This window comes from Pseudoscardovia suis (assembly GCF_002797875.1).
In the GTDB taxonomy this organism is placed as follows: Bacteria; Actinomycetota; Actinomycetes; order Actinomycetales; family Bifidobacteriaceae; genus Pseudoscardovia; species Pseudoscardovia suis.
Genome location: NZ_PGFC01000001.1, coordinates 176,369 through 199,128, shown reverse-complemented (window position 1 = coordinate 199,128; position 22,760 = coordinate 176,369). Strand labels below are relative to the sequence as shown.

At 60.3% G+C, this 22,760-nt stretch carries 21 protein-coding genes; 7 read left to right on the top strand and 14 right to left on the bottom strand.

All coding sequences use genetic code 11. From position 1 onward, the window contains the following. Positions 1 to 159: 159 nt before the first annotated feature. From CLV65_RS00745 to CLV65_RS00725, 5 genes are all read right to left on the bottom strand, one after another. Positions 160 to 1,365, bottom strand: a complete 1,206-nt coding sequence (locus tag CLV65_RS00745) for an amino acid ABC transporter permease (protein WP_094691055.1) — start codon at positions 1,363 to 1,365, stop codon at positions 160 to 162. Beyond that, a complete protein-coding gene (locus CLV65_RS00740) occupies positions 1,362 to 2,039 on the bottom strand; it encodes an amino acid ABC transporter permease (RefSeq protein WP_094691057.1) in 678 nt (225 codons plus the stop codon). The genes CLV65_RS00745 and CLV65_RS00740 overlap by 4 nt, the downstream gene beginning before the upstream one ends. 1 nt (position 2,040) lies before the next feature. Further along, a complete protein-coding gene (locus tag CLV65_RS00735; RefSeq protein WP_094691058.1) occupies positions 2,041 to 2,889 on the bottom strand; it encodes a glutamate ABC transporter substrate-binding protein in 849 nt (282 codons plus the stop codon). A 104-nt stretch (positions 2,890 to 2,993) separates the two neighbouring features. Continuing rightward, entirely contained in the window at positions 2,994 to 3,788 is a 795-nt protein-coding gene (locus CLV65_RS00730; RefSeq protein WP_094691060.1) for an amino acid ABC transporter ATP-binding protein, read from the bottom strand. Between the two features lie 81 nt (positions 3,789 to 3,869). Further along, a complete protein-coding gene (locus CLV65_RS00725) occupies positions 3,870 to 4,925 on the bottom strand; it encodes a PPK2 family polyphosphate kinase (protein WP_094691234.1) in 1,056 nt (351 codons plus the stop codon). A gap of 387 nt (positions 4,926 to 5,312) precedes the next feature. Between CLV65_RS00725 and CLV65_RS00720 the strand changes: the two genes are divergently transcribed. From CLV65_RS00720 to CLV65_RS00705, 4 genes are all read left to right on the top strand, one after another. Then, positions 5,313 to 8,828: a YhgE/Pip domain-containing protein gene (locus tag CLV65_RS00720; RefSeq protein ID WP_094691061.1), complete on the top strand. Its 3,516-nt coding sequence runs from the start codon at positions 5,313 to 5,315 to the stop codon at positions 8,826 to 8,828. Next, positions 8,825 to 11,032 (top strand): YhgE/Pip domain-containing protein, encoded by a 2,208-nt coding sequence (locus CLV65_RS00715; protein WP_094691062.1) that lies wholly within the window; start codon positions 8,825 to 8,827, stop codon positions 11,030 to 11,032. The genes CLV65_RS00720 and CLV65_RS00715 overlap by 4 nt, the downstream gene beginning before the upstream one ends. Before the next feature lie 89 nt (positions 11,033 to 11,121). Beyond that, complete coding sequence (locus tag CLV65_RS00710; RefSeq protein ID WP_244569129.1) at positions 11,122 to 11,790, top strand: TetR/AcrR family transcriptional regulator; 669 nt, start codon at positions 11,122 to 11,124, stop codon at positions 11,788 to 11,790. A 135-nt stretch (positions 11,791 to 11,925) separates the two neighbouring features. Continuing rightward, complete coding sequence (locus CLV65_RS00705; RefSeq protein WP_157847177.1) at positions 11,926 to 12,933, top strand: GDSL-type esterase/lipase family protein; 1,008 nt, start codon at positions 11,926 to 11,928, stop codon at positions 12,931 to 12,933. Positions 12,934 to 12,970: 37 nt separating this feature from the next. Here the strand turns inward: CLV65_RS00705 and fucO are convergent, their stop codons facing one another. Both fucO and CLV65_RS00695 read right to left on the bottom strand, forming a co-directional pair. Continuing rightward, on the bottom strand, positions 12,971 to 14,122 hold the full coding sequence (gene fucO, locus CLV65_RS00700; RefSeq protein WP_094691065.1) for a lactaldehyde reductase: 1,152 nt from the start codon (positions 14,120 to 14,122) through the stop codon (positions 12,971 to 12,973). A 226-nt stretch (positions 14,123 to 14,348) separates the two neighbouring features. Beyond that, positions 14,349 to 15,581 carry an ion transporter gene (locus tag CLV65_RS00695; protein WP_157847176.1) on the bottom strand — a complete coding sequence of 411 codons (1,233 nt, stop codon included), beginning with the start codon at positions 15,579 to 15,581 and terminating at the stop codon, positions 14,349 to 14,351. A gap of 174 nt (positions 15,582 to 15,755) precedes the next feature. On the opposite strand from CLV65_RS00695, the gene CLV65_RS00690 reads away from it, so the two are divergent. The 3 genes from CLV65_RS00690 to CLV65_RS00680 all read left to right on the top strand — a co-directional run bounded on the left by CLV65_RS00690 (position 15,756) and on the right by CLV65_RS00680 (position 19,013). After that, positions 15,756 to 16,625, top strand: a complete 870-nt coding sequence (locus CLV65_RS00690; RefSeq protein WP_100346261.1) for a hypothetical protein — start codon at positions 15,756 to 15,758, stop codon at positions 16,623 to 16,625. Between the two features lie 146 nt (positions 16,626 to 16,771). Then, on the top strand, positions 16,772 to 17,854 hold the full coding sequence (locus tag CLV65_RS00685) for a hypothetical protein (protein WP_094691070.1): 1,083 nt from the start codon (positions 16,772 to 16,774) through the stop codon (positions 17,852 to 17,854). A 676-nt stretch (positions 17,855 to 18,530) separates the two neighbouring features. Beyond that, the gene (locus tag CLV65_RS00680) at positions 18,531 to 19,013 is read left to right on the top strand and encodes a hypothetical protein (RefSeq protein WP_094691071.1); all 483 of its coding nucleotides are present in this window, start codon (positions 18,531 to 18,533) and stop codon (positions 19,011 to 19,013) included. 192 nt (positions 19,014 to 19,205) lie between these two features. Here CLV65_RS00680 and CLV65_RS00675 read toward each other — a convergent pair whose 3' ends face one another. From CLV65_RS00675 to CLV65_RS00650, 7 genes are all read right to left on the bottom strand, one after another. Beyond that, positions 19,206 to 19,562, bottom strand: a complete 357-nt coding sequence (locus CLV65_RS00675; protein WP_094691073.1) for a hypothetical protein — start codon at positions 19,560 to 19,562, stop codon at positions 19,206 to 19,208. A gap of 247 nt (positions 19,563 to 19,809) precedes the next feature. Continuing rightward, positions 19,810 to 20,118: a hypothetical protein gene (locus CLV65_RS00670; RefSeq protein ID WP_094691075.1), complete on the bottom strand. Its 309-nt coding sequence runs from the start codon at positions 20,116 to 20,118 to the stop codon at positions 19,810 to 19,812. 21 nt (positions 20,119 to 20,139) lie between these two features. Continuing rightward, positions 20,140 to 20,388: a hypothetical protein gene (locus CLV65_RS08660; RefSeq protein ID WP_144441864.1), complete on the bottom strand. Its 249-nt coding sequence runs from the start codon at positions 20,386 to 20,388 to the stop codon at positions 20,140 to 20,142. Positions 20,389 to 20,602: 214 nt separating this feature from the next. Beyond that, positions 20,603 to 20,908 carry a hypothetical protein gene (locus CLV65_RS00665; RefSeq protein WP_094691077.1) on the bottom strand — a complete coding sequence of 102 codons (306 nt, stop codon included), beginning with the start codon at positions 20,906 to 20,908 and terminating at the stop codon, positions 20,603 to 20,605. Positions 20,909 to 21,006: 98 nt separating this feature from the next. Next, entirely contained in the window at positions 21,007 to 21,300 is a 294-nt protein-coding gene (locus CLV65_RS00660) for a hypothetical protein (RefSeq protein WP_144441865.1), read from the bottom strand. 6 nt (positions 21,301 to 21,306) lie between these two features. After that, entirely contained in the window at positions 21,307 to 21,555 is a 249-nt protein-coding gene (locus tag CLV65_RS00655; RefSeq protein WP_094691081.1) for an EndoU domain-containing protein, read from the bottom strand. Between the two features lie 430 nt (positions 21,556 to 21,985). Then, the gene (locus CLV65_RS00650; RefSeq protein WP_094691083.1) at positions 21,986 to 22,198 is read right to left on the bottom strand and encodes a hypothetical protein; all 213 of its coding nucleotides are present in this window, start codon (positions 22,196 to 22,198) and stop codon (positions 21,986 to 21,988) included. Between the last annotated feature and the right edge of the window lie 562 nt (positions 22,199 to 22,760).

Below are 22,760 nucleotides of genomic sequence, written 5' to 3'. Positions count from 1 at the left end.
CGCGTCTGACGAACGCACATCAACGAACGCACCGGACCACCACAGCAGCCGAGGGACCTCATACTGAGGCGGATCGGCGCTGCGGAAGGCATAAAAAAGCCGCCCGGGGCAGGCACTGCGTGCCACCGGGCGGCTTGATTGGCAGAAGAGACAGGGCGTTCACTCCGTGCCGGGATTCTTGCCGGCGCTGTGATCTGTGCCAGCGCCAGCATTCCCGTTGCCACCATTCCCAGCGCTAACATTCCCGTTGGCAGCCGGATTCTTGGGCTTCGTCTGGAACGGTCGGGCGAAGTCTCGCAGCGGCTCGTCCCAGTTGCGGGCGCGGACCTCGGGATGCTGCAGATCATGGCCATGGCTGTAATGCGCGTGCTGCCAATGGTCGGTCGTGGCGTTTGAACCGTGATAGTGGTCGTGGAAGCGGCGTTCCGCCCCGCCGAACGGCATCGGTTCGTGCGCTGCCGCAATCTGGTTGGCGTTCGTGGCGTCCATGATCGCGATGGGCGCGGTGGGTTCGGCAACGGTGTTGCCCCATGTGCGCCGCTGCATGACGGCAGGCATGCGTTCGGCCAGTCGAGACAGCAGCCAATCGAGGATGAAGTAAATGACTCCGGCGACGACCAGTGTCTGCAAAATGTTGAAGTACATGGCTCCCAGGCGGCGGGATTCCTGCAACAGGTCCGTGTACATGATGATGGAGCCCAGGGCGGTGTCCTTGAGCACGACCACGAGCTGGGTGATCGTGGCGGGGAGCATCGCATACAACGCCTGCGGCACTTCGACGGTCATCAGTGACTGCATCGGCGACAGTCCGAGCGCCACCGCCGCCTCACGCTGGCCGTGCGGCAGATTGCCCACGCCGGAACGCACGAGCTCGGCGACGACGGAACCGTTGTAAAGCACGAGACCGCCCACGACTGCCCAATAGCTGGGCGACGAGACGCCGGCGAAAGCGAACCACCGCCAGAAGAATACCATGAGCAGCAGCTCCGGCACGGCGCGGAAGAATTCGACGATGACCGCCGACACGGCGCGCACAAGGCGGCTGGGCACAAGACGGCCTATGCCGAACACCACGCCGAACACGATGGAGCCGATGATGGCCACGATGGCGGCTTTGAGCGTCATCCACAGGCCGGGCAGGTAGAAGTCCGACCACGCTTCGTAATCGAACGCAGGCTTCCACAACTCCCAGCTGAGCTGGTTCTCGCCTTGCGGCGGATTGTGCAGACGCGCGAGCACCGCCACGACGAGCGCGATGATGAGAACCGCTGCCACGGAGTTGAAGATGCGAATCATCCTGCGGCCGCGCGGACCGGGCTGATCGAAGAGCACGGCGCTTTCGGAATTGTTGGTCTGGGTGTTCATCGGCGCACCGCCAATCTGTTCGACAGATACGTGGTGAGCAATCCGATGGGGATGATCAAAATCACGTATCCGAAGGCGAAGATGAAGAAAATCTGCAGAATCTGGCTGGCGTGGAACTCGATCATGTCGCTCATCACCGAGGATGTCTCGGTGGTCACCGATGCGGCGGCCGCGACGGTGGAGTTCTTGATGAGGGCGATGAGGGTGTTGCCCATCGGGGCAACGGAACCGCGGAACGCCTGCGGCAGGATCACCTGCGAGGCGGACTGCCAGAAGTTCAGGCCGAGCGCACGGCACGCCTCCGCCTGCCCCAGCGGCACGGTGTTGATGCCGCTTCGCAGGGACTCGCACACGAACGACGCCGTGTACAGGCCCAGGCCGGTGACGGCAAGCCAGAAGAAGTTGATGTCGAAGTTGTCGGAGAACGACAGCTTGAGCTGGCCGAACATGCCGAGCACCATGAACACCATGATGATCGTTAGCGGCATGTTTTTGAAGAATTCGACGTAGGCGGTGGCGAAGCCGCGCAATGACGAAATGGGGCTGATGCGCATCATCACAAGGATCACGCCGAGCACGAGCGAGAGAATCGCCGCCCAGAACGTGAGCTGGATGTTGACCCAGAACGCTGCGGGGATGTTGTATTCCCGGAAGAGGCTGAGGAAGTCGTTCATGCTACTCGTCCTCCCCTTCGGTCGGGTCCGGCGGGTTGTATTGCGCATTGGGTTCGAAGCCGGTGCCTGACGTGTTGTCGTCGATGGCACGCTGCCAGGACCCGTCGGCGATCATGTCCTTGATCGCGGCGTTGATCTGCTTGGCCAGTTCCGTGTTGCCTTTCTTGATGCCCACGCCGTAGCGTTCCTGCGTGAACGGGGCGCCGACGAGCTTGAGCTTGCCGCGTGAATTCGTGGCGAGGCCGGCGAGGATGATGTCATCCGTCGTCACAGCGTCCACGATGCCCGAGAACAGTGCCGTGGCGCATTCCGCATAGCTGGGCTGCTCCATGAGCTGCACTTCGGTGGAGAATTTCTTCTTCACCGTGTTCGCCGAGGTCGAGCCGGTGACGGAGCACAGGCGCTTGCCGTTGAGGTCCTGCGGACCGGTGATGTTGGTGTTGTCGGAACGCACGAGAAGGTCTTGGCCGGCGACCAAGTACGGCCCGGCGAAACTCACCGCCTTCTTGCGTTCGTCGGTGATGGAATACGACGCGAGGATCATGTCGACGTCGCCGTTTTGCAGCATGGCCTCACGCTGCTTGCTCGGCGCCTCCTTCCACACGATCTCGTCGTCGCGATAGCCCAGTTTGTGCGCGATGTAACGCGCCACGTCCACGTCGAAGCCTTCGTACGTGCCGGATTTCTTGTAGCCCACGCCCGGCTGGTCGAACTTGATGCCGATCTTGATGATGTGCGTGTCCGTGTTCGCGGACCCGCATGCCGCGGCGGGAACCACGCATACGATTGCCGCCACTGCGGCGATCAGGCGCATTAGCGTGCGACGCCAAGCGCCGCTTCGTGCCCTCATAACGGTTCCTTCCGATGGTAATGGGAAAAAGACTTGAAAATCAGTGCTCGATGATCTCAGTGCACAGTGATTTCACTGCTCGGTGATCTCACTGCACAGTGATCTCAGTGTTCGATGATCTTGGAGAGGAAGTCCTTGGCGCGGTCGGTGCGCGGATGGTCGAAGAATTCATCCGGCGTGCCGGTTTCAAGGATCTGCCCGTCCGCCATGAACACAATGCGGTCAGCGGCCTTGCGGGCGAAGCCCATCTCATGCGTCACGCAGATCATCGTCATGCCTTCGGACGCCAATTCGAGCATGACGTCGAGGACTTCGTTGACCATCTCAGGGTCGAGGGCGCTCGTCGGCTCGTCGAACAGCATGACCTTGGGGTGCATGGCGAGCGCGCGGGCGATGGCGACGCGCTGCTGCTGGCCGCCGGAAAGCTGCGCCGGGTACTTGGACGCCTGCGAGTCCACCCCCACGCGCGCGAGGAGCTCCATCGCCTCGTCATGCGCCTGCTGGCGCGGCACCTTGCGCACCTTGATGGGCGCGAGCATGACGTTGTCGATGATCGTCTTGTTGGCAAACAGGTTGAATTGCTGGAACACCATACCGACCTCGGCGCGCAGACGGGTCAGGTCGCGGCCTTCCTGCGGCAGCGGCGTGCCATCGATGAGGATGCTGCCCGAGTCTATGGTCTCCAGACGGTTGATGGTGCGGCACATCGTGGACTTTCCCGAGCCGGAAGGGCCGAGCACCACGAGGACCTCGCCCTTGCGGACGGAAAGGTTGATGTCTTTGAGCACGTGAAGGTCGCCGAAGTGCTTCTCGACGTGCCGCAGCTCTACAAGCGGACGGTTGTCGTCTTGCGCCTGCCCGCTTGCGCTGGCATCAGGGGTTGTTGTGTGGTTCGTCATGCCCCACACAGTAGCAACCGTCGGTGATTGTTTCGCAACGCGACCACACAGTGGTCATTTCTTGGACACGCGGCGCGCCGGTCACGCTTCCTCTTCTTCGAGGCGGCGACGCGCCTCGGCCATGTCGAAATGCGCGGGCGGCCAGTTGAGGCCCATGTCACGCAAACCCACGCGCAGGAGTTCGGAAACCACGGCGCGCGAATACCAACGGTGGTCGGCCGGCACGAGGTACCACGGGGCGCGGCGCGTGCTCGTTTTCTCGAACACTTCCTGCCAGGCGTCCATGTATTCGTCCCAGCGTACGCGCGCATCAAGGTCGGATGGGTCGAACTTCCAGTACTTATGCGGGTCGTCGAGACGGCCGATGAAGTGCCTTTTCTGGCAGTCACGGCTGACGACAAGGAAGATCTTGATGATGGAACAGCCGTCGTCGATCAGGGAATTCTCGAACTCGTTGATTTCGTCATAGCGGGCGCGCCACACATGTTCGGGATACGTGCCGTAGACGTGCGGCATGACGATGTCCTCGTAATGCGACCGGTCGAAGACCTTGATCCATCCGTTCTGCGGTAGCTCGCGGCGGATGCGCCACAGGTAGTCATGCGATTTCTCTTCATCCGTGGGCTTGCCGAATCCGTGGTAGCTGATGCCCATCGGGTTGCCTTGGCGGAACACATGGCGCACGATGCCGCCCTTTCCGCTGGCATCCATGCCCTGAAGCACAAGGAGCATGCGGCGTTTGCCACCGTCCACGCCGTTGGCATACAGGAGTTCCTGATAGAACGCGATCTGGTGGGAGCTGAGCTCTATGAAACGTTCGGCGTCTTGCTTCGTGCCTTCGAAACCGGGGCGCGAGGCGCCGTCCACATCGGTGAGGCGCATTCCGGGGCGGAACTTGAGCAGGGAGTCGATGGACGGCCTCCATACCGCAGACAGCTTGCCGCTGGATTCCGCCGCGAGTTCGAGACGGTGTTCGAGTTCGGAGTATTCCGAATCGGCCCCTTCCACCACGCCGGTGGTTTTCGCCACATAGTCAAGCGTGCGAGAGACCTTTGCCTTCTCGGCCTTGAGAGCTTTTTTGTCAGCCTTGCCCAGCTTGTCCTTGTCGGCCTTGCCGATCTTGTCTTGCTTATCCATGACGACCGTCCTTCCTTGGAACGCCAGCGCCGATGCATCCATGCACGTTCGCTCCTCTTCGAGCGACGCCAGCGATGGCGCGCGGCGCTGTTGCGACACAGCCCTGTTGCCTACGATTGTAAGCGCAGCATGCACGATGCGAGCTCCGCGCGTCTCGTCCCTCAGCGAAATCACCGCACACGCCTGAAGGCGAATGCACGCATAGTGCTACGCTATGCGTAGCATAGATACTCGCCGCGTAGCATTGCAAGCGACTGCCGACGCCCGCGTCAGCGATCCGTCGCCCGGCGCGCACAAGGCATGGCCAACGCGCAGCGCATCCACAAGAGCACCATCATTACGCGCACCATAAATACACACGGTAAATACGGATAAATAAGGAGCCGCATGCACAATACCTTCAAGGTCTTCACACGCGACCTGCGACGGTTGCTTGCGACTCCCGCTGCCCTCATCATCATCGTCGGCATCACGGTGCTTCCCGCCTTGTATTCCTGGGTCAACATCTATGGCTTCTGGGACCCTTACGGCCACACGAACGCCATCACGATCTCGGTGGCCAACGAAGACAAAGGCGGCAGCAACCCGATGACGGGCGAGCTCAACGCCGGCGACAACATCGTGGAGGCCTTGAAAGGCAACGACCAGCTGGGATGGAGGTTCCGCAGCCATGACGAGGCGCTGCAGGATGTGCAAAGCGGCGACAGCTACGCCGCATTCATCATCCCGCAGGATTTTACCGCCGACCTTCTGACCATCCTCACCTCCGACTTCCAGGAACCGCAGCTTGAGTACTACGTCAATGAGAAGGTCAGCGCCATCGCGCCCCGCGTCACCGACACCGGCGCCACAACTGTGGACGAACAAATCAACGACACATTCGTGGCAACCGTCGCCAAAGTGGTGTCCGACAAGCTGAGCGGCGCATTCGCGCAAGCCAATTCCAAGCTCAATGACGCCGATGAAACGGCGACAGCGGCGCTGCGGGCTGCCGTCGGCAAAGTGGACACCGCCCAGGGAAAGCTCACCGACCTCTCCAGCGACATAGACTCCCAGCATGGCAAGATCGCCACGGTGCGCACCACCATCGGGCAGCTGAGCGACGAGGCGAAGAACCTCAACACACAGGTGTCTTCCATTGTTTCCACCGCCGATTCCACACGACTATCGCTCTCATCATTCGCCCTGGGGCTCGCTGCGCCGCTCGACACCGCATCGAGCTCCATCACGACGGCAGCAGGCACGGCTTCGCTCACGATGCAGTCCGCCAACGGCACATACGCGCGCATGAACGGGCAGATATCCACCGGCATCGACACGGCGCAAAGCCTCGCCGACGCCCAACAGTCCCTCATCGACACGCTGTCGAACTCGCCCTTGGCGTCGCGCCAAACGGTCAAGGACCAGATCTCCCGGCTGCAGTCCGAGCATGACAAGACCCAGAGCCAGCTCGACGCCCTCAAACAGATGCAACAGGACGCCACCAACACAATGAACGACACGACCGCTCTCGTCACCAATCTGTCGAACGACACGACAAGCGCGGTCACATCGCTCGACGCCATGCGGTCCCAGCTGACCGGCACCACCCTGCCCAGCATCAATTCAAGCTTCTCCACCCTCAATTCCGCGCTCAATTCCATGTCTGCCCTCGCCACGTCGCAATCGCGGGAAATCGCGCAGATAAACACGATCCTCGACCAGCTGGATGCGACGCTCACGCAAATGCAATCCGTGCTCAGCACGACGAACAACGCCCTGGGCACCCTCAAGACGGACCTGGACACCGCAGCGACGGACGTGGGACTGCTGGCGAATTCGACGACATGGCACAACATCATGAATGCGATGAATCTCGATTCAGGCAAGATCTCGGATTTCATGTCCTCCCCCACGAAAATAGAGACCGAGAAACTGTATCCGGTGGAAACATACGGCTCCGCCATGGCGGCGCTGTTCACGTCACTGACGATGTGGATCGGTGGCCTGGCATGCGTCATCATCCTGCGCACGGACGCCGATGACGAGGGCGTGCCCGGCATGACAATCCGCCAAGGCTTCATGGGGCGCTTCATGCTGATGTCCGTCGTGAGCGTCTTGCAGGCGATCACGGTGTCGGTCGGTGAAGTCGTGCTGAAAGTGCAGATGGTGAATGTCCCGCTGTTCTTCTTCACCTCCGTCATCGTGGGGCTCATCTTCCTCGCGTTCATCTATTCGCTGTCGGTATGCTTCGCCCACATCGGCGTCGGATTGGCGATGGTGGTCGCATTCCTGCAGATCCCTGGGTCGTCCGGCCTGTATCCGATTGAGATGATGCCAAGCTTCTTCCAACGCATCTACCCGCTGCTGCCGTTCACCTACAGCATCAGCATGTACCGCGAATGCATCGCTGGCTTTTACCGAAACTCCTATTGGATGGATCTGGCCAAGCTCACGGTGTTCGCACTGGTGGCATTCGTGCTGGGCCTCATGATCCGCCCGTATATGACGAACCTCACCCGCGTGTTCAACCGGGAGGCGCTTGAATCCCATCTGGTGGTGGCGGACGAGACGCCCACAGTGGCGCGCCGTTACCGTCTCATGCAGCTGATTCGCGCGCTGGGTTCGAGCGAGACATACCGCACGGATGTGATGCTCAGCGCCACTCGCTATGAGCTGCGCTACCCCAAGCTCAAGCGCGGTGCGCTCGTCGCAGGTTTCGTCATCCCGGCGATTCTAGCGATCCTTTCGCATTACAACACCGGCAACAAACCGCTGGTCATCGCCCTGTGGGTGGGCTGGATGATCATCATCATCGTGTTCCTGCTGGTGATCGACCTCATCCGCGATTCGTTCCAGCGCCAGATGCTGCTGCTCAAGGTGTCTCCGGATGAATTGCGTCGTATGCTGCGCGAACACCGCTCCACCATCCTGGGCAAGCTGCAAATCGCCAACACCACGCCTTCCCCGCTGCCGCGAGACGAAGAGCAGCAGACGCAAAGCCCCGAATCCACGCAGGACGACGACACGGCACAAGGCGATGGCATGGCACACGGCACCAGCATCGAACATGGCACCGGCACAGCCCACAACGACGCCATGGCACATACCGCCACGATAGGCAACGCAGCGACAAACAGCGCTGAAGCGGACATCGCTCACAAGCCCGACACTCGCATGACCAACGCTGTGCCGGCATACGCGACGTCCGCAGACTCCGACGCCCAGACGCAGCCCCTTCGCCCCATCGCCGTCAGTGATTCCGAGACGGAAGATTCAGACACCGGCTCCGACACAAGCGACGCCTCCAATGCAGGCACGGCCCCCAAGCATGGAAGCGATTCCGCGACTGGTGCCGATGCAGTGGCGGCATCGCTCGCCGCCCCGTTGGAAAAGCTCAGCGAAGCAATCGCCCAGCGCAAAGACAGCTTGCAGCTGCGGCAGGATCTTGAATGGGAAGACAATCTCATCGCACGCTTCACCGAGCCTCCAATCGACACCAACGATGAGAATGCACCGCAGACACACACGGGTCAGCCAGACGTCGAAGCAACGCAATCCCCCAAGCCGCTGAGCACCACGGAAGAGGAAGCGCGCACCGCCATGAAGAAGCGCGCCGCCGTCAGGGAACTCGCCAGGTCGCTGGACCCCTCTCTTGCCCAGACGGCATCCCTTCCGCCCATCACCGGAACCACGGCACCCGCAACGGATGCACCTGCCGCTTCGACTCCTGAGACACACATGGCTACAGCTGCACCCGCAGCATCCGCTGCGCCCACAGCTTCGGCCGCGCCTGCAGCTTCGGATGCGCCTGCCACTCCAGCCACAACCACCTCACCCACCACACCGGCCGATGGCGCAGCCACGCCGTCCGATGGCGCAGCTGATACCGACGACAACCAAGGAAGGGAGGGCGCACAATGAGAAACGTCTGGAAGATCTTCGTCACCGACCTCAAGCACGCCGTCTCCAACGCCGCCGCTCTCGTCGTCGTCATCGGTCTGACGATGCTGCCCGCGGTCTTTGTATGGTTCAACATCTCGGCGAGCTGGGACCCGTTCAGCAACACGAAGAACCTCAAGATCGCGGTCGCCAACAGCGACAAGGGATACCATTCCGATATCGCTCCGCTGACAATCAACATCGGCGACACCGTCATCAATACGCTGCGCGGGAACCATCAGCTCGATTGGCAGTTCATGGACGAGGATGAGGCGATCGAAGGCACGAAATCCGGCGACTATTACGCCGCCGTCATCATCCCCGAGGATTTCTCGGACGACATGATGACGTTCTTCTCCGACAACATGGAGCACGCGACTCTCGTCTATTACCAGAACGAGAAGAAAAACGGCATCGCCCCCAAGATCACCGGTCAAGGCGCAAACGAAATCAGCGCGATGATCAACACGGTGTTCACCAAGACCATCACATCGGTCGGCCTTGACGTCATCGACACCTTGGCGCGATATCTCAACTCCGACGACACCCGGGCACTGGTGACGAACCTCGACCATCACGTCCAGCAGCTGAGCTCTCAGGCAACAAGCGCCTCCACCGTCGTCGCCTCATACGGCACGCTCGTCGACTCCGCCCAGACGCTGCTCGACAGTTCGTCCACGCTGCTGTCGATGAGCCAACAGGATGCCGACTCCGCCAAATCCGACATAGACACGGCCGTCTCTTCCGTCAATGACATCACGTCCGCGCTCGATGCGGCATCAGCCACGGCATCGTCATCCATCGATTCCAGCGCGCATGCCTTCGACACGGTGAGCGACGACCTGGCGACCGTGATGGGAGACGCCGGCGCCGACGCACAGGACATGCAGTCGGCGCTGCAACAGCGTGCGGACGCGGTGCAGCAACAGATCGACGCCTACAAAAAGCTGCGCGATTCGCTGACAAGCGTGCGCGACCAGATCAAGCAGGATGCCCAGAACCAAGGCATCTCCGTGGACACGTCAGCGCTCGATCAAGTGATTTCCTCAATCGATTCCACCGTGCTGTCGAAGCTCGATGCCCTGCATTCCAAGATTCAGTCCGCTGCGGACTACGCCGGTCAGGCCGGGGCATCGGCAAATAACAAGAAGGATTCCGTGCTCGCCGCTGCAGCGGATGCCACGAACGCCGTCAACTCTCTCAAGGACGCTTACGATTCGCAGGTCAAGGCGAACCTCGCATCCATCAGCAGCAGCGCGCAGCAAGCCTCCGACTCGCTCGCGGCGATGGGCGACACCATGCAAAACGCCTTCGCCGACCTGTCGCAATCCGACGGTTCCCTCACCGATAAGCTCACCGATCTCAAATCCACGATCAGCGACATCTCGCAGGGACTGTCCACGGCCAGTGGCTCGCTTGACACGATCGACCAAGCTTTGCAGAAGGCGCTGGCGTCGAACGACCTGTCGCAGCTGACGCAGCTCGTGGGCGACGACGCATCCCAGTTCGCCGCGTCCCTCGCCGCCCCGGTGAAGGTGAACCGTCACGCGTTGTATCCTTCGTCGGCGTTCGGCGTGGCGCTCTCGCCGCTGTATACCTCGATCGCCCTGTGGCTCGGCGCGATGCTCATGGGCTTGGCGCTGCGATGCGTGCCCGACGAGGCGACGCTCAAGGAGATTCCGGGCACACGCAGCTGGCAGCGTTATTGGGGTCGTTTTGGCATCTTCGTCGTCATCTCACTGGCGCAAACCACCTTCCTCGCCGGCGGTCAGTTGCTGTTCCTCGGCATGGAATGCGCTCACCCCTGGCTGTATGTGCTGTGTGCTCAGCTGGCAGGTCTTGTCTTCACGTTCATCTGTTACTCGAACGTCGCCACGTTCGCAAACGTGGGCAAGGCCATCAACCTCATCATCATGGTCATGCAGATCGCAGGTTCGGACGGCGGTTATCCGTTGAGGATGCTCGACCCGCTGCTCACTCGCATCAGCTACTTCCTGCCGGCGACTTACCTCATCAAGGCGTTCCGCGCGGCCATCGGCGGCATCTACAACAACGATTACTGGCTCAACCTGCTGCGGCTCGTGCCGTTCATGCTGGTGTTCCTCGTGATCCGGCCGCTTGCCAAGCCTTTGGGACGTTTCAACGCGAAGTTCACGCAAAAGCTGGAGTCGACCAAGCTGTTCTGAGAGACAGCGATCAGATTGCAGCCACGCCCGTCGCCATGCTGCCAGCCTTGTGTCAGGATTCGCACACAACAGAAAGAGATGAAAAGAAAATGACAACCACTCCACCAGACCAGTCCCTGCCTTCGGAAGGCAGGGAGATGGGACGCCAGCGAGTTCGCAGTCGCACCGACCGCAAGCTCGTCGATGCCACGATGCGCATCGCCTTGCAGCGCGGCGTCGATGCCGTCACCATCGAAGAGGTATCCCGCATCAGCGGCGTTGCGAAAACCACAATCTACCGCCGTTTCCACAACCGACAGGAGCTGTTGGACGGCATCGCGCACACGGAGATGGTGCGACCGCTGGATATGTCGCACACCTCATTCGACGTCGAAGGCATCGCAGAGAGAATCCACGCCGCAGTGCAGGAATTCGACGAGGCTTTCGGCGTCAAGGCCGTGGGTCAGGTCATGTCGTCGGATTCGGGTTTCTTTCACAGCGTGGTCGTCAATGTGCTGGAACCAGTGCGCAACCGCATCGCCGATTATTTCAAGCGCGGAGCGCAGGCGCATAAGTTTCGCCCCGACCTCGACGTCGACTTCATACTTGACCTGACGCTGGGCGGCATGGTGGCGACCGCAGCCTTGCATGACGGCGTGCCACAGGAGTGGCCGCACCGCATGGCGGAGTTCCTCTGGCCACACATCGAGGCACTCCCACAGGGAAACACCGGCTCCCAGCCCACCAACCCGACGCAGCCATTGCAGACCGTCGCATAACGCAAACAGTCATATAACCCAGACCATCACCGAGCACAAGCCGTCGCAGAACGCAGACCATCGCAAAACGCATCCACAGAACACAACCTGCAAACACATCCCATTAACACATCCCATTGCATGAAAGGATCTCCCATGGCGAAAAACACCCAGGAAAGCACGCGTAAAAACGAACAGAAGAATGCGCAGCATGACGCACCGAAAAACACGCAGGGACGCCGTGCCGCATCACAACGCCGCCGCGGCCTGTTCCATACAATCGCCATCGGCGCGGAAGCCGGATGGGCCAAGAAGCACATCACCCTCGCCGAGGAACCGCAAGGCATGCGCCACGGCATACAAGTCGGCGACGGCGCCGACCCCACCGCACGCCCCATCCGAATGCTCGCTGTCGGCGATTCCATGATTGCCGGATGCGGCACCAGCGACCAAAGCATGGGGCTCATCCCCCAAATCGCAGGTCTCATGTCGCAGCGTCTCGGGGTTCCCGTCGAATGGCGCACCGACGCGAAGCTGGGCGCGACCATCCGCCGCGTGCGCTACCGGCAGCTCGCCAAACTGGAGCCTAGCTCCTCCAGCGAAAACACTGCCTCAGAAAACCCCGTCTCCGCAAGCACATCCCCCGCTGACGATGCTGCTGCTGCCGACGCCACCGCTGCCAACACCACCGCTGGTGCCACGGCACACGAACAGGCACACGAACCGGTGGAGCAATCGCCGATCAACGAAAGCCGTGACTTCGATGTCATCGTCATCGGCGCTGGATCCAACGACATCATGGCTCGCCGCAAAACGGAGGAATGGAGCGAGGAGCTGGGCGAATGCATTCGCATCGCCAAACGCCACGCTTCCCATGTGGCGGTCCTGTCATGCGGACAGCTCTTCACCATTCCTTCGCTGGGCAAGGCACTGCGCGCCGACCTCGAAAGGCTGTGCAATGAACAGGAAGCGGCATCGCAGGCAGTGTGCGATGCCGCGGGCGCGGTGTACCTCGACATGATCCACGAGGAGCTGCATTCCGATGACTTCTGGTTCTGGTGCGGCGACCAGTTCCACCCCAGCGCGGAAGGATACCGCGTGCTGGCGCATCACTGCACCGACGCCATGCCCAAGGAATGGCTGGACGGGCTGCGGAATCGCTGATACACCGCGCCGGCGTGGCGGTCTCATGCGAATCGCGTCACATCAATGACGTGTAGATGGCGAGGATGTCCTCTTCGGTCGCCTTGCGCGGGTTGCCCGGTGTGCACACGTCATGGAATGCGTCATGCGCGAGCGGCTTGAGATCGGCCTCGGTCGCACCGACCTGCGAAATCTTCGTCGGATTGCCCAAGTCAACGGTCAGACGATGAACCGCCTGGACCGCCTCCTCGCGCACGGTCTCCAGATTGCCGTTCATTGCATCCGCGACACCAAACGCCTGGGCGATGTCACGGTATTTTTCACCGATGTAGTCCTTGTTGTATTCCATGACCGGGGCGAGCAGGATGCCATTGGCCACGCCATGGGCGACACCCAGCCGTCCGCCGAGGGGATGCGCCATGCCATGCACCAAGCCCAGGCCAACGTTGGAATACGCCATGCCGGTGATGTAGCTGGCATACGCCATCTGCTCGCCCGCCGCGACATCGCCGTCAGCGCTTTTCGCCAGGTTCTGCGCAATCATGCGGATGGTCTGCATCGAGAGGCAATCGGACAGCGCCCACGCGCCTGGCGTGACGAACCCCTCGATCGCATGGGTGAGTGCGTCCAAACCGGTGGCGACCTTCAGCCCGCGCGGCATGGAATCGGTCAGGTCAGGGTCGACGAAAGCGACGACAGGGATGTCGTGCGGATCGACCGCCACGAACTTGCGCTTGTTCGCCGTATCGGTGATCACATAGTTGATGGTCGTCTCAGAAGCGGTGCCTGCGGTGGTGGGCACGCCGAAAATCGGGACGGACGGGTTCTTGGTGTCCGCCACGCCCTCGAGCGAAAGCACATCGGTGAACTCAGGGTTCGCAGTGACGATGCCGATGCCTTTGCAGGTATCCTGCGGTGAGCCGCCGCCCAAACCGATGAGGAAGTCCGCTCCGGCGGAAGCGAATTTCTTCACACCGTCCTGAATGCATTCGACCGGCGGATTCGGCTTCACATTGTCGAAGATCTCATATGGCAGGCCGGCTTCATCAAGCACCGCCGTCACCTTCGCCACGGTGCCGGTCTCCAGCAGCACCGGATCGGTGACGATGAACGCCTTCGTGAATCCGCGCGCCTTCGCAGCAACAGGGATTTCCTTGATTGCGCCGCGACCGAAATATGCAGTCTGATTGAAAATCATGCGATACACCATGTTGTTCTCCTTCGAACAGTTCCCGATGCACGGAAATCACCATTGACACACCCCATTGTAGCCACTCCCCGCAGCCACTCCATTGTGGCTCTGTCAGATGCATTGCATGGCATGCACGGGAGTGCTGCACACGGCACATCGGACACCGCGCAACATTGAGACCACGGCACATGGCGCACAGCACGCTGCGCACCACACCGCACATGGCACACGGCACACGATGCCGTCAGTCGGCCGACCCGGACTTCCCGGATTTACCGTTGCCGTCATGCCCACCATCATGGCGCGCACCATCCCGGCCGGTCTCCACATGGGATACGGCGATCTTTCCAGTATGGTATGACGCCGGACGCTTCTCTCCGGTCAAGCGATCCGCCTTGGGTTCACGCGTCGGCTTGCCGAACGGAAGCCCGAAGAACCACCCGGGACGCTGCACGGATGGCGAAGCGATCTGCGAATATCCCGAATCCGGGTCGGGTTCGTCACTCAGCGTGTCGCTGATGAACGCATTGTGTTCCGCCTCCTGGTCACGCTGTTGCTGCAAGCGGCGTCTCTCCGCCGCACGCTGGCGCTCCTGTTCCCCGTAACGCGCGATGTCGGCGGGATGCAGAACCACGGTGGTGTCGCCCGTCGGTTCGCGCCGGGCTGCGGTGCTCACATATTCGTCGTCATCCTCGTCGTCATCCTCGTCGAATCCGTCATCCGAGGCCTCGTGAACATCCTGAGCCTGCATCTGCATGGCAGCGAGCCCGCGTTTGATTTCCCGCAGGTCCTTCGAAATCTCGTCCATGTGACCATGGATCTTGGCGATGCGTTCCTTCGTGAGGCGGTCCTCACGGTTCTTGCGAATGGATTCCTCCTGAATGAGCCACGACGAAAGCAATGCGCAGATGATGCCGTTGAGAATGATTCCGGCGAACATCATGAGACCTGCTATCACGCGCCCCATCGTGGTAACAGGTGCGTAGTCGCCGTATCCGACGGATGTCATGGACACCCACAGGCACCACAGGGACTCGGGATATGTGCGGATCGTGGAGCCGGGAGCGTTGCGTTCAGCATCCAGCAGCGCGAGAGAGCCCACGAAAAACACCATGATGGACACCGCCACGGTGTAGGTGATGATGCGCGCGCGGAAGCTTTGCGAATTTGCCTTGCGCAGCGCACGCAACGGCGTGAGCGCGAAGACGATTCGCAGCGGACGGAACATCGGCAGCGTCACCACCAGCAGGTCAAGCAGGTGGGTGATGAACCATCGGCCTTTGTTAGGCACCAAGATGAGCGTGACGATGTAATCGATGGCGAAAATGATCCACAGGGCGTCCATCACCACGCTGGCGATGGTCGCAGCAAGTCCATATGGCTGCGCCAGCACCACCCACGTGTAGATGGCGAGGAATATGAACGACAGTGCCGTCATGAACGGCTCAGACGCTTTTTCCCACTTCTCGAAGGTCATGCAACCAACCTTAGTCGATGGAGAGAGCTTTACAGGTGGACGACACCCTTCCATGTGTTTTTCAGCCACAGGCACCATAATTGCTATCAGCAGTTCACGATTATTCACGATGCACCGCGGCGTGCGACCCATCGGAGGGTTATGCGCCGGCGGGCACTCATCGAAAGGACACTCATGACACAGCGCATCCGCCGACATTCGCTGTCGCTTTTCGCCGCTTTCACCGCTTTACTACTCGTGCTGTGCGCATCCGGCTGCGGTTCGGGTTCCGCCACGGGTTCGTCTTCGGATTCCACCAGCTCAACCTCTGGCACATCTTGGATCTCCACGGTGGATTGGGCGGCGCATCCGGCCACCGACACGCCGTTGTCCCTCTTCGGCGAGCTGACGGCCCCCATCACGATTGATGCGCTCGTTCCGCACTTGGCAGGCGTGAACATCGCGACCACCGGTGATTCCATCACCGACCCCTCGCAGCTGACAACAAGCGACCTGCAGCTGGATTCCGACGTGACATACGACACGTTCACGCTGGATTCGTCGATGAGCTCGCTGTCGATGAGCGTGTCATTCGCCTTCTATCAGACCGAAACGTCAACCGTGAAGAATGCCTTCACCAACGATTATTGGAAGATGTCGCTTGACTCCACGTCATCGAGCACCATCGACTCCCTGCTCAATGTCGAAGTCGAGGACCAGGACTCCACGAATGTCAATGATGAGGGATCCGTGCGCCTCAATGCGATAATCCGCGCATACGGCGCCCCCACATACATCTGGTATTACGGTTCGCAGTTCGATGTCGCCAATGCCTCCCAAGGCGGTGCCTACGACCTGGTGTGGGAACGCGACGGATACGCGTTCGACGTCGTGGTGCAAGACGTGGTGAGCAATGGCTCCACCGTCGCGGATGCCGCCGGTTTCGGCTACTACCCTGGCAAGGCATGGTCGCGTGAGAAGGAGCAGCTGCAATCCGGCCTCGAAGATGCCAATGGCAACAAGGTGGAGTTCAAGACCTTCGCCGACGTCGCCTCCCAGCTGTGAAGGCAGCTGTGAATGCTATCGCTTCCGTTTCATTGATTCCATTGTCGTGATTGCGGGGTGCGCGCTTCGCGTATGCGCCCCGCAACCCCATCAGACTTTCGCAACAAACGCCCAGGTTTGCGCAATACCCCAAGAACCGAGGAACCATGACACTGCCCACATTGCATACCGCTTCCCATCACACTCTCACCGACGGGCGCCCCCATGCGCACATGCCGATGCTGCGACGCTTCCTCGCGGCAATCGCCATACTGCCGCTGCTTGCGGCCAGCGCAGGCTGCGGCTCATCCGCCTCGACCGACACGTCCTCCAGCGCCTCGCCGTCGCGTGACAACACGGTCTCATGGCTATCGCAAACGGATTGGAACGCCCATCCCGCCAACGACGTGGCACTGAAATTCTTCGGAGTGATTGATGCGCCGGTCAAGGCCAGCGACCTGTTTGACCATGCGACGGATATCTCCGTGGCGGTGGCAAGCGGCGACGGAACAAAAGCGATGACCGACAAGCAGGAGCTGCTCACATCCACCGCAGCGAAGCCTAGCGATGATGCGGGCGACTCCATCGTGATGGACGATTCCTTCGGCGGAGTGACGCTCAATCTGCATTATGAGCTCGACAACAGCACCACCCCCATCAGCGACGTGTTTTCGAAAGGACTGTTCGACCTCGCATACACGCCTGACAGCACCGCAAGCCTGGAAAAAATCGTCGGAATCGCTGCTTCGGATTCGGATTCCTCCAGCGCGGCGCTCGATGCAGTCGTCGACACGTACGGACAGCCCACCGGCATCTGGTATTGGAACGACACGTCGTATTTCGATCCAACCAACGCAGCCAATGGCGGCATCTACGAGATGTGCTGGGAGCGTGACGGATACGCGTTCACCATCACGGTGCAAGACACCATCGGCACGGAATATTCCATCGCGAACACCTCGTTCACCTACTATTCGGGAGCGGCGTGGGAGTCCTTCAAGAAACAGCTGGAAAGCGGCTCCATCGACGGCACTGAAAACAATGTGAAGTACTGGGCGTTCACCGATTTCTACAACTCCTATCTGTCGCCCGAGGCAGTCGCGTCATTGCAGGCGTCGGCAAGCGCGGCGGCATCCTCGGCGGCTGCGTCGGCGTCGGGGACAGCGGAATCCTCAGCAACTGCGTCAACATCAGGATCAGCATCGACGGACGCCGATTCTGAATCCGGGACTGCCGAATCCAGCAACTAGCGCTGATGGGCGCGCCGCCACCCATCCAGCAACTGAGGCCACATAGCAGCTGAAACAATGCCGCGCCCGTCATTCCCGACAGGCGCGGCATTGTTGTGCAGAACGGGTTCGCAACCGCATCGGCTGTCACACGCACCGCAAAACCGTCCACACATCACTGACCAACCCACCACACGCCCTATCTCGCCTGCAATGTGCCAGCCGCCACTGACACATAACCGATCGAACCTCCACTCTGAGCGCCATCCACCCTGCACCGCCCGCAATGTGCCAGCAGCCACTCACACATAACCGCGCAAAACGACCAACTACCCCACAATGTGTCAGCCACCACTCACACATTGCCGCACAGCGAATATTCCCAAACGACAACAACCGCAGAAAACAGCCAATCCCGTACCCGCACCACCAGCCAAGCACCCCAGCTACCCCGCAATGTGCCAGCCGCCACTGGCACATAACCACCAAAACCACCATCAAGAACACCTCCCACCCCTACAAAACCGCAATGTGCAGCCAGCCACTCACACATAGCCGAGCAGCAGACGCTCTAAACACTGTGCATCCACAGGACTACGATGTGGCTGTACAAGAAGCCCAGCCAAAGCCCAAGGCCCAAAAGCCAAGCACCCCAACAGGACTGAGCACACAACCAAACACAGGAGAGAAAGAAGACATGCACAAGAAGCCAATCGCAACAGTCATCGCAGCAATACTCGCGCTCGGACTCGGGGCATGCGGCAACACCAGCGGCGCGCCAGCCTCCAGCGCTACTGGCTCAACGCAATCGCAGACGGCACAACCCACAGAGACGGAATCTGCCGAACAGCCGGCAAACTTGATTGGCACCTGGAAGCAGACAAATTCCAACAGCACCGACACGTGGATGGAGGCCGAAATCACAGCCGACACCATCACAATCCAGTGGGTCAGCGACAATGGCGACACGAAGAGCCTGTATTGGAAAGGCACCTACACCGCTCCCGACAAGGCCGGGGACTGGAAGTGGACAAGCCAAGGAGACACTGCGGCAATGCAGGCATCGCTGCTCGGGTCACAAGACGCCACCAAAGACTTCACCTACACCGAAACGGACGGCGTCAGCTGGGAGACCACCGCGATGGGTACCACCGTCACAGTAAAAACCGCCAAGCAGTGAACGACGATCAATAGATAACGACAAACTCCAAAGAAGTCGAATGCGGGGTGAGGTGCTCACGAAAATGCACACAAAGCGCACTCGCCCGAAGATACCGACCGTCCGGAACACGTCGGCAACAGGCTTGCACGGCGCACATCAATTCCAAAGCGCGCATAAATTCCGATATTCCGCGGATTGGAATCGTTGAAATCACACCGTATTGTCAGCGTCATCCCCTTCCGACAAGATGTGGGCACAGGGGCCAAGGAAAATATGGACAGTGACGGCAGAACGCCGCCTCGGGTTCAAGGGCTCACTCGTGTTCAGGGGTTTGCCAAACGCATCGATATGCTGCCCGGTGCACTGGGCGACTACCGGCCGCCCAAACCGGATGTGCACGTCGATGGCATCCGCGGATGCGGGGGAGCCGCCCATCGACGCGTCCGGGTCGCCGTGCGGCTCCCCCGCATCATCGCGCGCCTGCGATGTGGCGCGTGCTGTTGCGCAACACCCCTGCTGCTCCTGCGTGGGTTCGTTTTGAGGCGTGCTGCTGGTGTTGTCAGGCATTCCGATGTCCCCTCCTGCTTGTTTGATCGGCCCGTGCGGGCGACTGCCCCGCCCGCCGTGCGGCGGACTGGTCTCGTGGCCGGCCATGGAATCGCACCATGGCGCGCGGAGTGGTGTATGGAGAAGGATCCCGCGCCGAGGGCACTAGCCCCGGCCAAAAACACGAAACCCCAGCAGAATCCGCCGGGGTCGGTAAAAGAAAAGCCGCCCGAAGGCGGCTGGAATACATAAGAGGAATACGAGATGGTTAGCCGTTCTGGCCGCCATCGTTCTTCGGGTGATGCCGCGCCTGCACACGCTCCAGAATCTCAAGAGGTTCATGAGCATAACCCACAGCGGCATCTTCGACCCGCGCCAGCTGCATCACAGGAGTCGGGTCAATATCGTAAATATCCATCTCATTCACAGCGATATCCAACGCGCCTCCCACATCGAACGGAAGGACCATGTCCCGGATCTGCTCGGCGCTGTGCTGCCGCCCCGCAGTCTCGAGAAGATCGCACAAGGCGGCACCGAGCTGTTCCGCCAGCCGGTTCGTTTCGTCTATCGACCTCATCGCTTCTCCTTCCAATTCGGGTCAACCGGGAAGAACGACGTGATATGCCGATTCCCGACCTTCCCTGACCACGATACCCGGACGAGGAGCGAACAGGAAAAAACGAACACCATGCGCCTGATAGAACCGGATGATCTTACTCAGGATGCTGAACGGCGGATTATCCACGACGACACAGCCACCCGGATACTCCACGCGTCCGTAATCCGCGCCCGGCCAGAATGGACGAACAATCGGGACATCATCGCCGACACCATACATACTCGTCACGCACCCATGCGAGCACCGCATCATATACCTCAGGCGGCGTATAACAATCGTCAGTAGTCTTCTCCGGTTTGAATTTGTCGACGAACTCCTCATAGGACCGCGACTTCACTATCACCAGCCTCCCGGATACGAGAAAACCCCGCAGAAGCTGCGGGGTTGATAATAGAAAAACCGCCCGAAGGCGGCTGGAATACATAAGAGGAATATGAGACGGCTAAGCGGTCTGGCCGGCATCGCCCTTGGGACGAATCAGGGCCGCGTACTTCTCCGGAAGCGCAACCGGCTCCAATACGTCGAGCACGTCGAGGAACTCGGGATTACCGACGTTGAAGTACTTCCACCCGCCGTCGGCCTTGTGTACGATGATTGACACGCCGAACTCATACCTCGGCTGGCCTTCCGTCCAACCCTGCGCCTGCGTGTTGTACACCCAGCCACCTGAATACTCAAAGGCATCGGAGAGCGGCGACCCAGGGAATACAGATGCGGCGATGTCGCATGCCTGCTCGTATGTGACCATCTATGTCGCCTCCTCACACATCCTGCGGATGACAGGGATGTTCATTTCCTTGTCATCTATTCTCATGAAGGAAGGACTCGTGAAGGAAGGACTCGGGTTCAGGCCTTGCCGATTCTCTCGAGAATTCCTTCCAGCTGCTCGATGACATCATGATCGTATCCAAGCGCCCTGTCATGTCGGCGTGCCAGTTCCATGGCCGGCGACGGATCGATATCATGCATCTCCATGTAATCCGAGGCAGCTTCCAATGCGGCCCCCTCGTCCTCGTCCACGAGGCCACGGCAAATATCGACGGTGTATTGGGCGTCAGCGAATTTGCTTCGCGCGATGATGTCGCACAATGCCAGCGTCAGCTGACGCGCCATCTCGTCCGTCTCCTTTATGGTGCACATGCCGTGTCATCTCCCTTCGACGGCTGGGAAGAACGACGTGATGTGCCTCCCTTGTTTCTTGTTCGTACTCCATGTTATCGCGACTCGTATCGGTTTGCCATCCACGACCAGGTCGGCGTCCTCCCTGCCGCCGGGCCTCGCCGCGATGTCCGGCGCCTTGGCCTTCATTATCTCGATGCACGCGTCGAGTATCTTTTTCTCGTCCCAGTCATCTGGGAACTCGGGCTTGCCGCGGATCCACCCATAGCCATGCATGTGACCGCCGCCATCATCGTATCCATAAAGAATGTGATTCCATGATTTCGCAGTAAGCGGTGCCGGGTCGCCGTGCGCCCCGCATCAACAGGCGGCTACGATTGCGTCGGCTGTTGCGCGGCAGCCTGCGTGGGTTCCTGCGTGGGTTCGTTTTGAGGCGTGCCGTTGGTGTTGTCAGGCATTCCGATGCCCCTTCCTGCTTGTTTGGTTGGCCCGTGCGGGCGACTGTCCCGCCCGCCGTGCGGCGGACTGGTCTCGTGGCCGGCCATGGAATCGCACCATGGCGCGCGGAGTGGCGATATGCGTGGAGAAGGATCCCGCGCGTATGGCACTAGCCCCGGCCAAAAATACGAAACCCCAGCAGAATCTGCCGGGGCACGGTAAAAGAAAAGCCGCCCGAAGGCGGCTTATAGAATAAAACGGCAAGACTTTATGCTTTGCCTTCAGCATGAAGACGCTCATATTCGTCTTCAAGCTCGCTCTCACTCCATGGGATGCGCTCCTTGTTGCGACGTTGGATCTCATTGAAAATCCATTCGCATTCCGCATCCGGTAGGTGTGGCGGATCGTCAGGATCTTCACTGTCAAACGTGAGCTCACCGACGCGCCACGTGTACTTCTCCAGTCCATCACTCACTGTCATTCGCACACCACTCCTTGACATGATTGTCCGTCAAGGCCTCGTCAAGCTCAGCAACGGTCGTACCGTGCACCAAGTCGAGCTTCTCGCCCTTCTTATAGAGCCAATCTTGGAGACTGCGGAAATATGCTCCGGCCCATGCTCTCAACGCACAGGCCTTCCGGTTCGCCGCGTATTTGCCGTCCACTTGTCGACCAAGCACAGCCAACTCGCCTGCCGACGGCTCGATGATCCCGCCGTCCGCCCAAAATCACCGGCTATGTGCCAACCAGCGCTCGCACATAGCCAACCGAACAGCAGACTCAAGCGCCATGCACCCTGAACCGCCCGCAATGTGCAACCAATCACTCGCACATTGCCAACCAGCAAACACTCCCAGATGGCAGCAACACCGAAAACAGCCACTCCCGCGACCCCACCACCGGCCAAGAATCCCACCCGCCCCACAATGTGCCAGCCGCCACTGGCACATAACCACCCAGCCGACACTCCCAAACGACAACAACCGCAGAAAACAGCCATTCCCATGACACCACCTGCAGCCAAGCACATCATCTACCCCGCA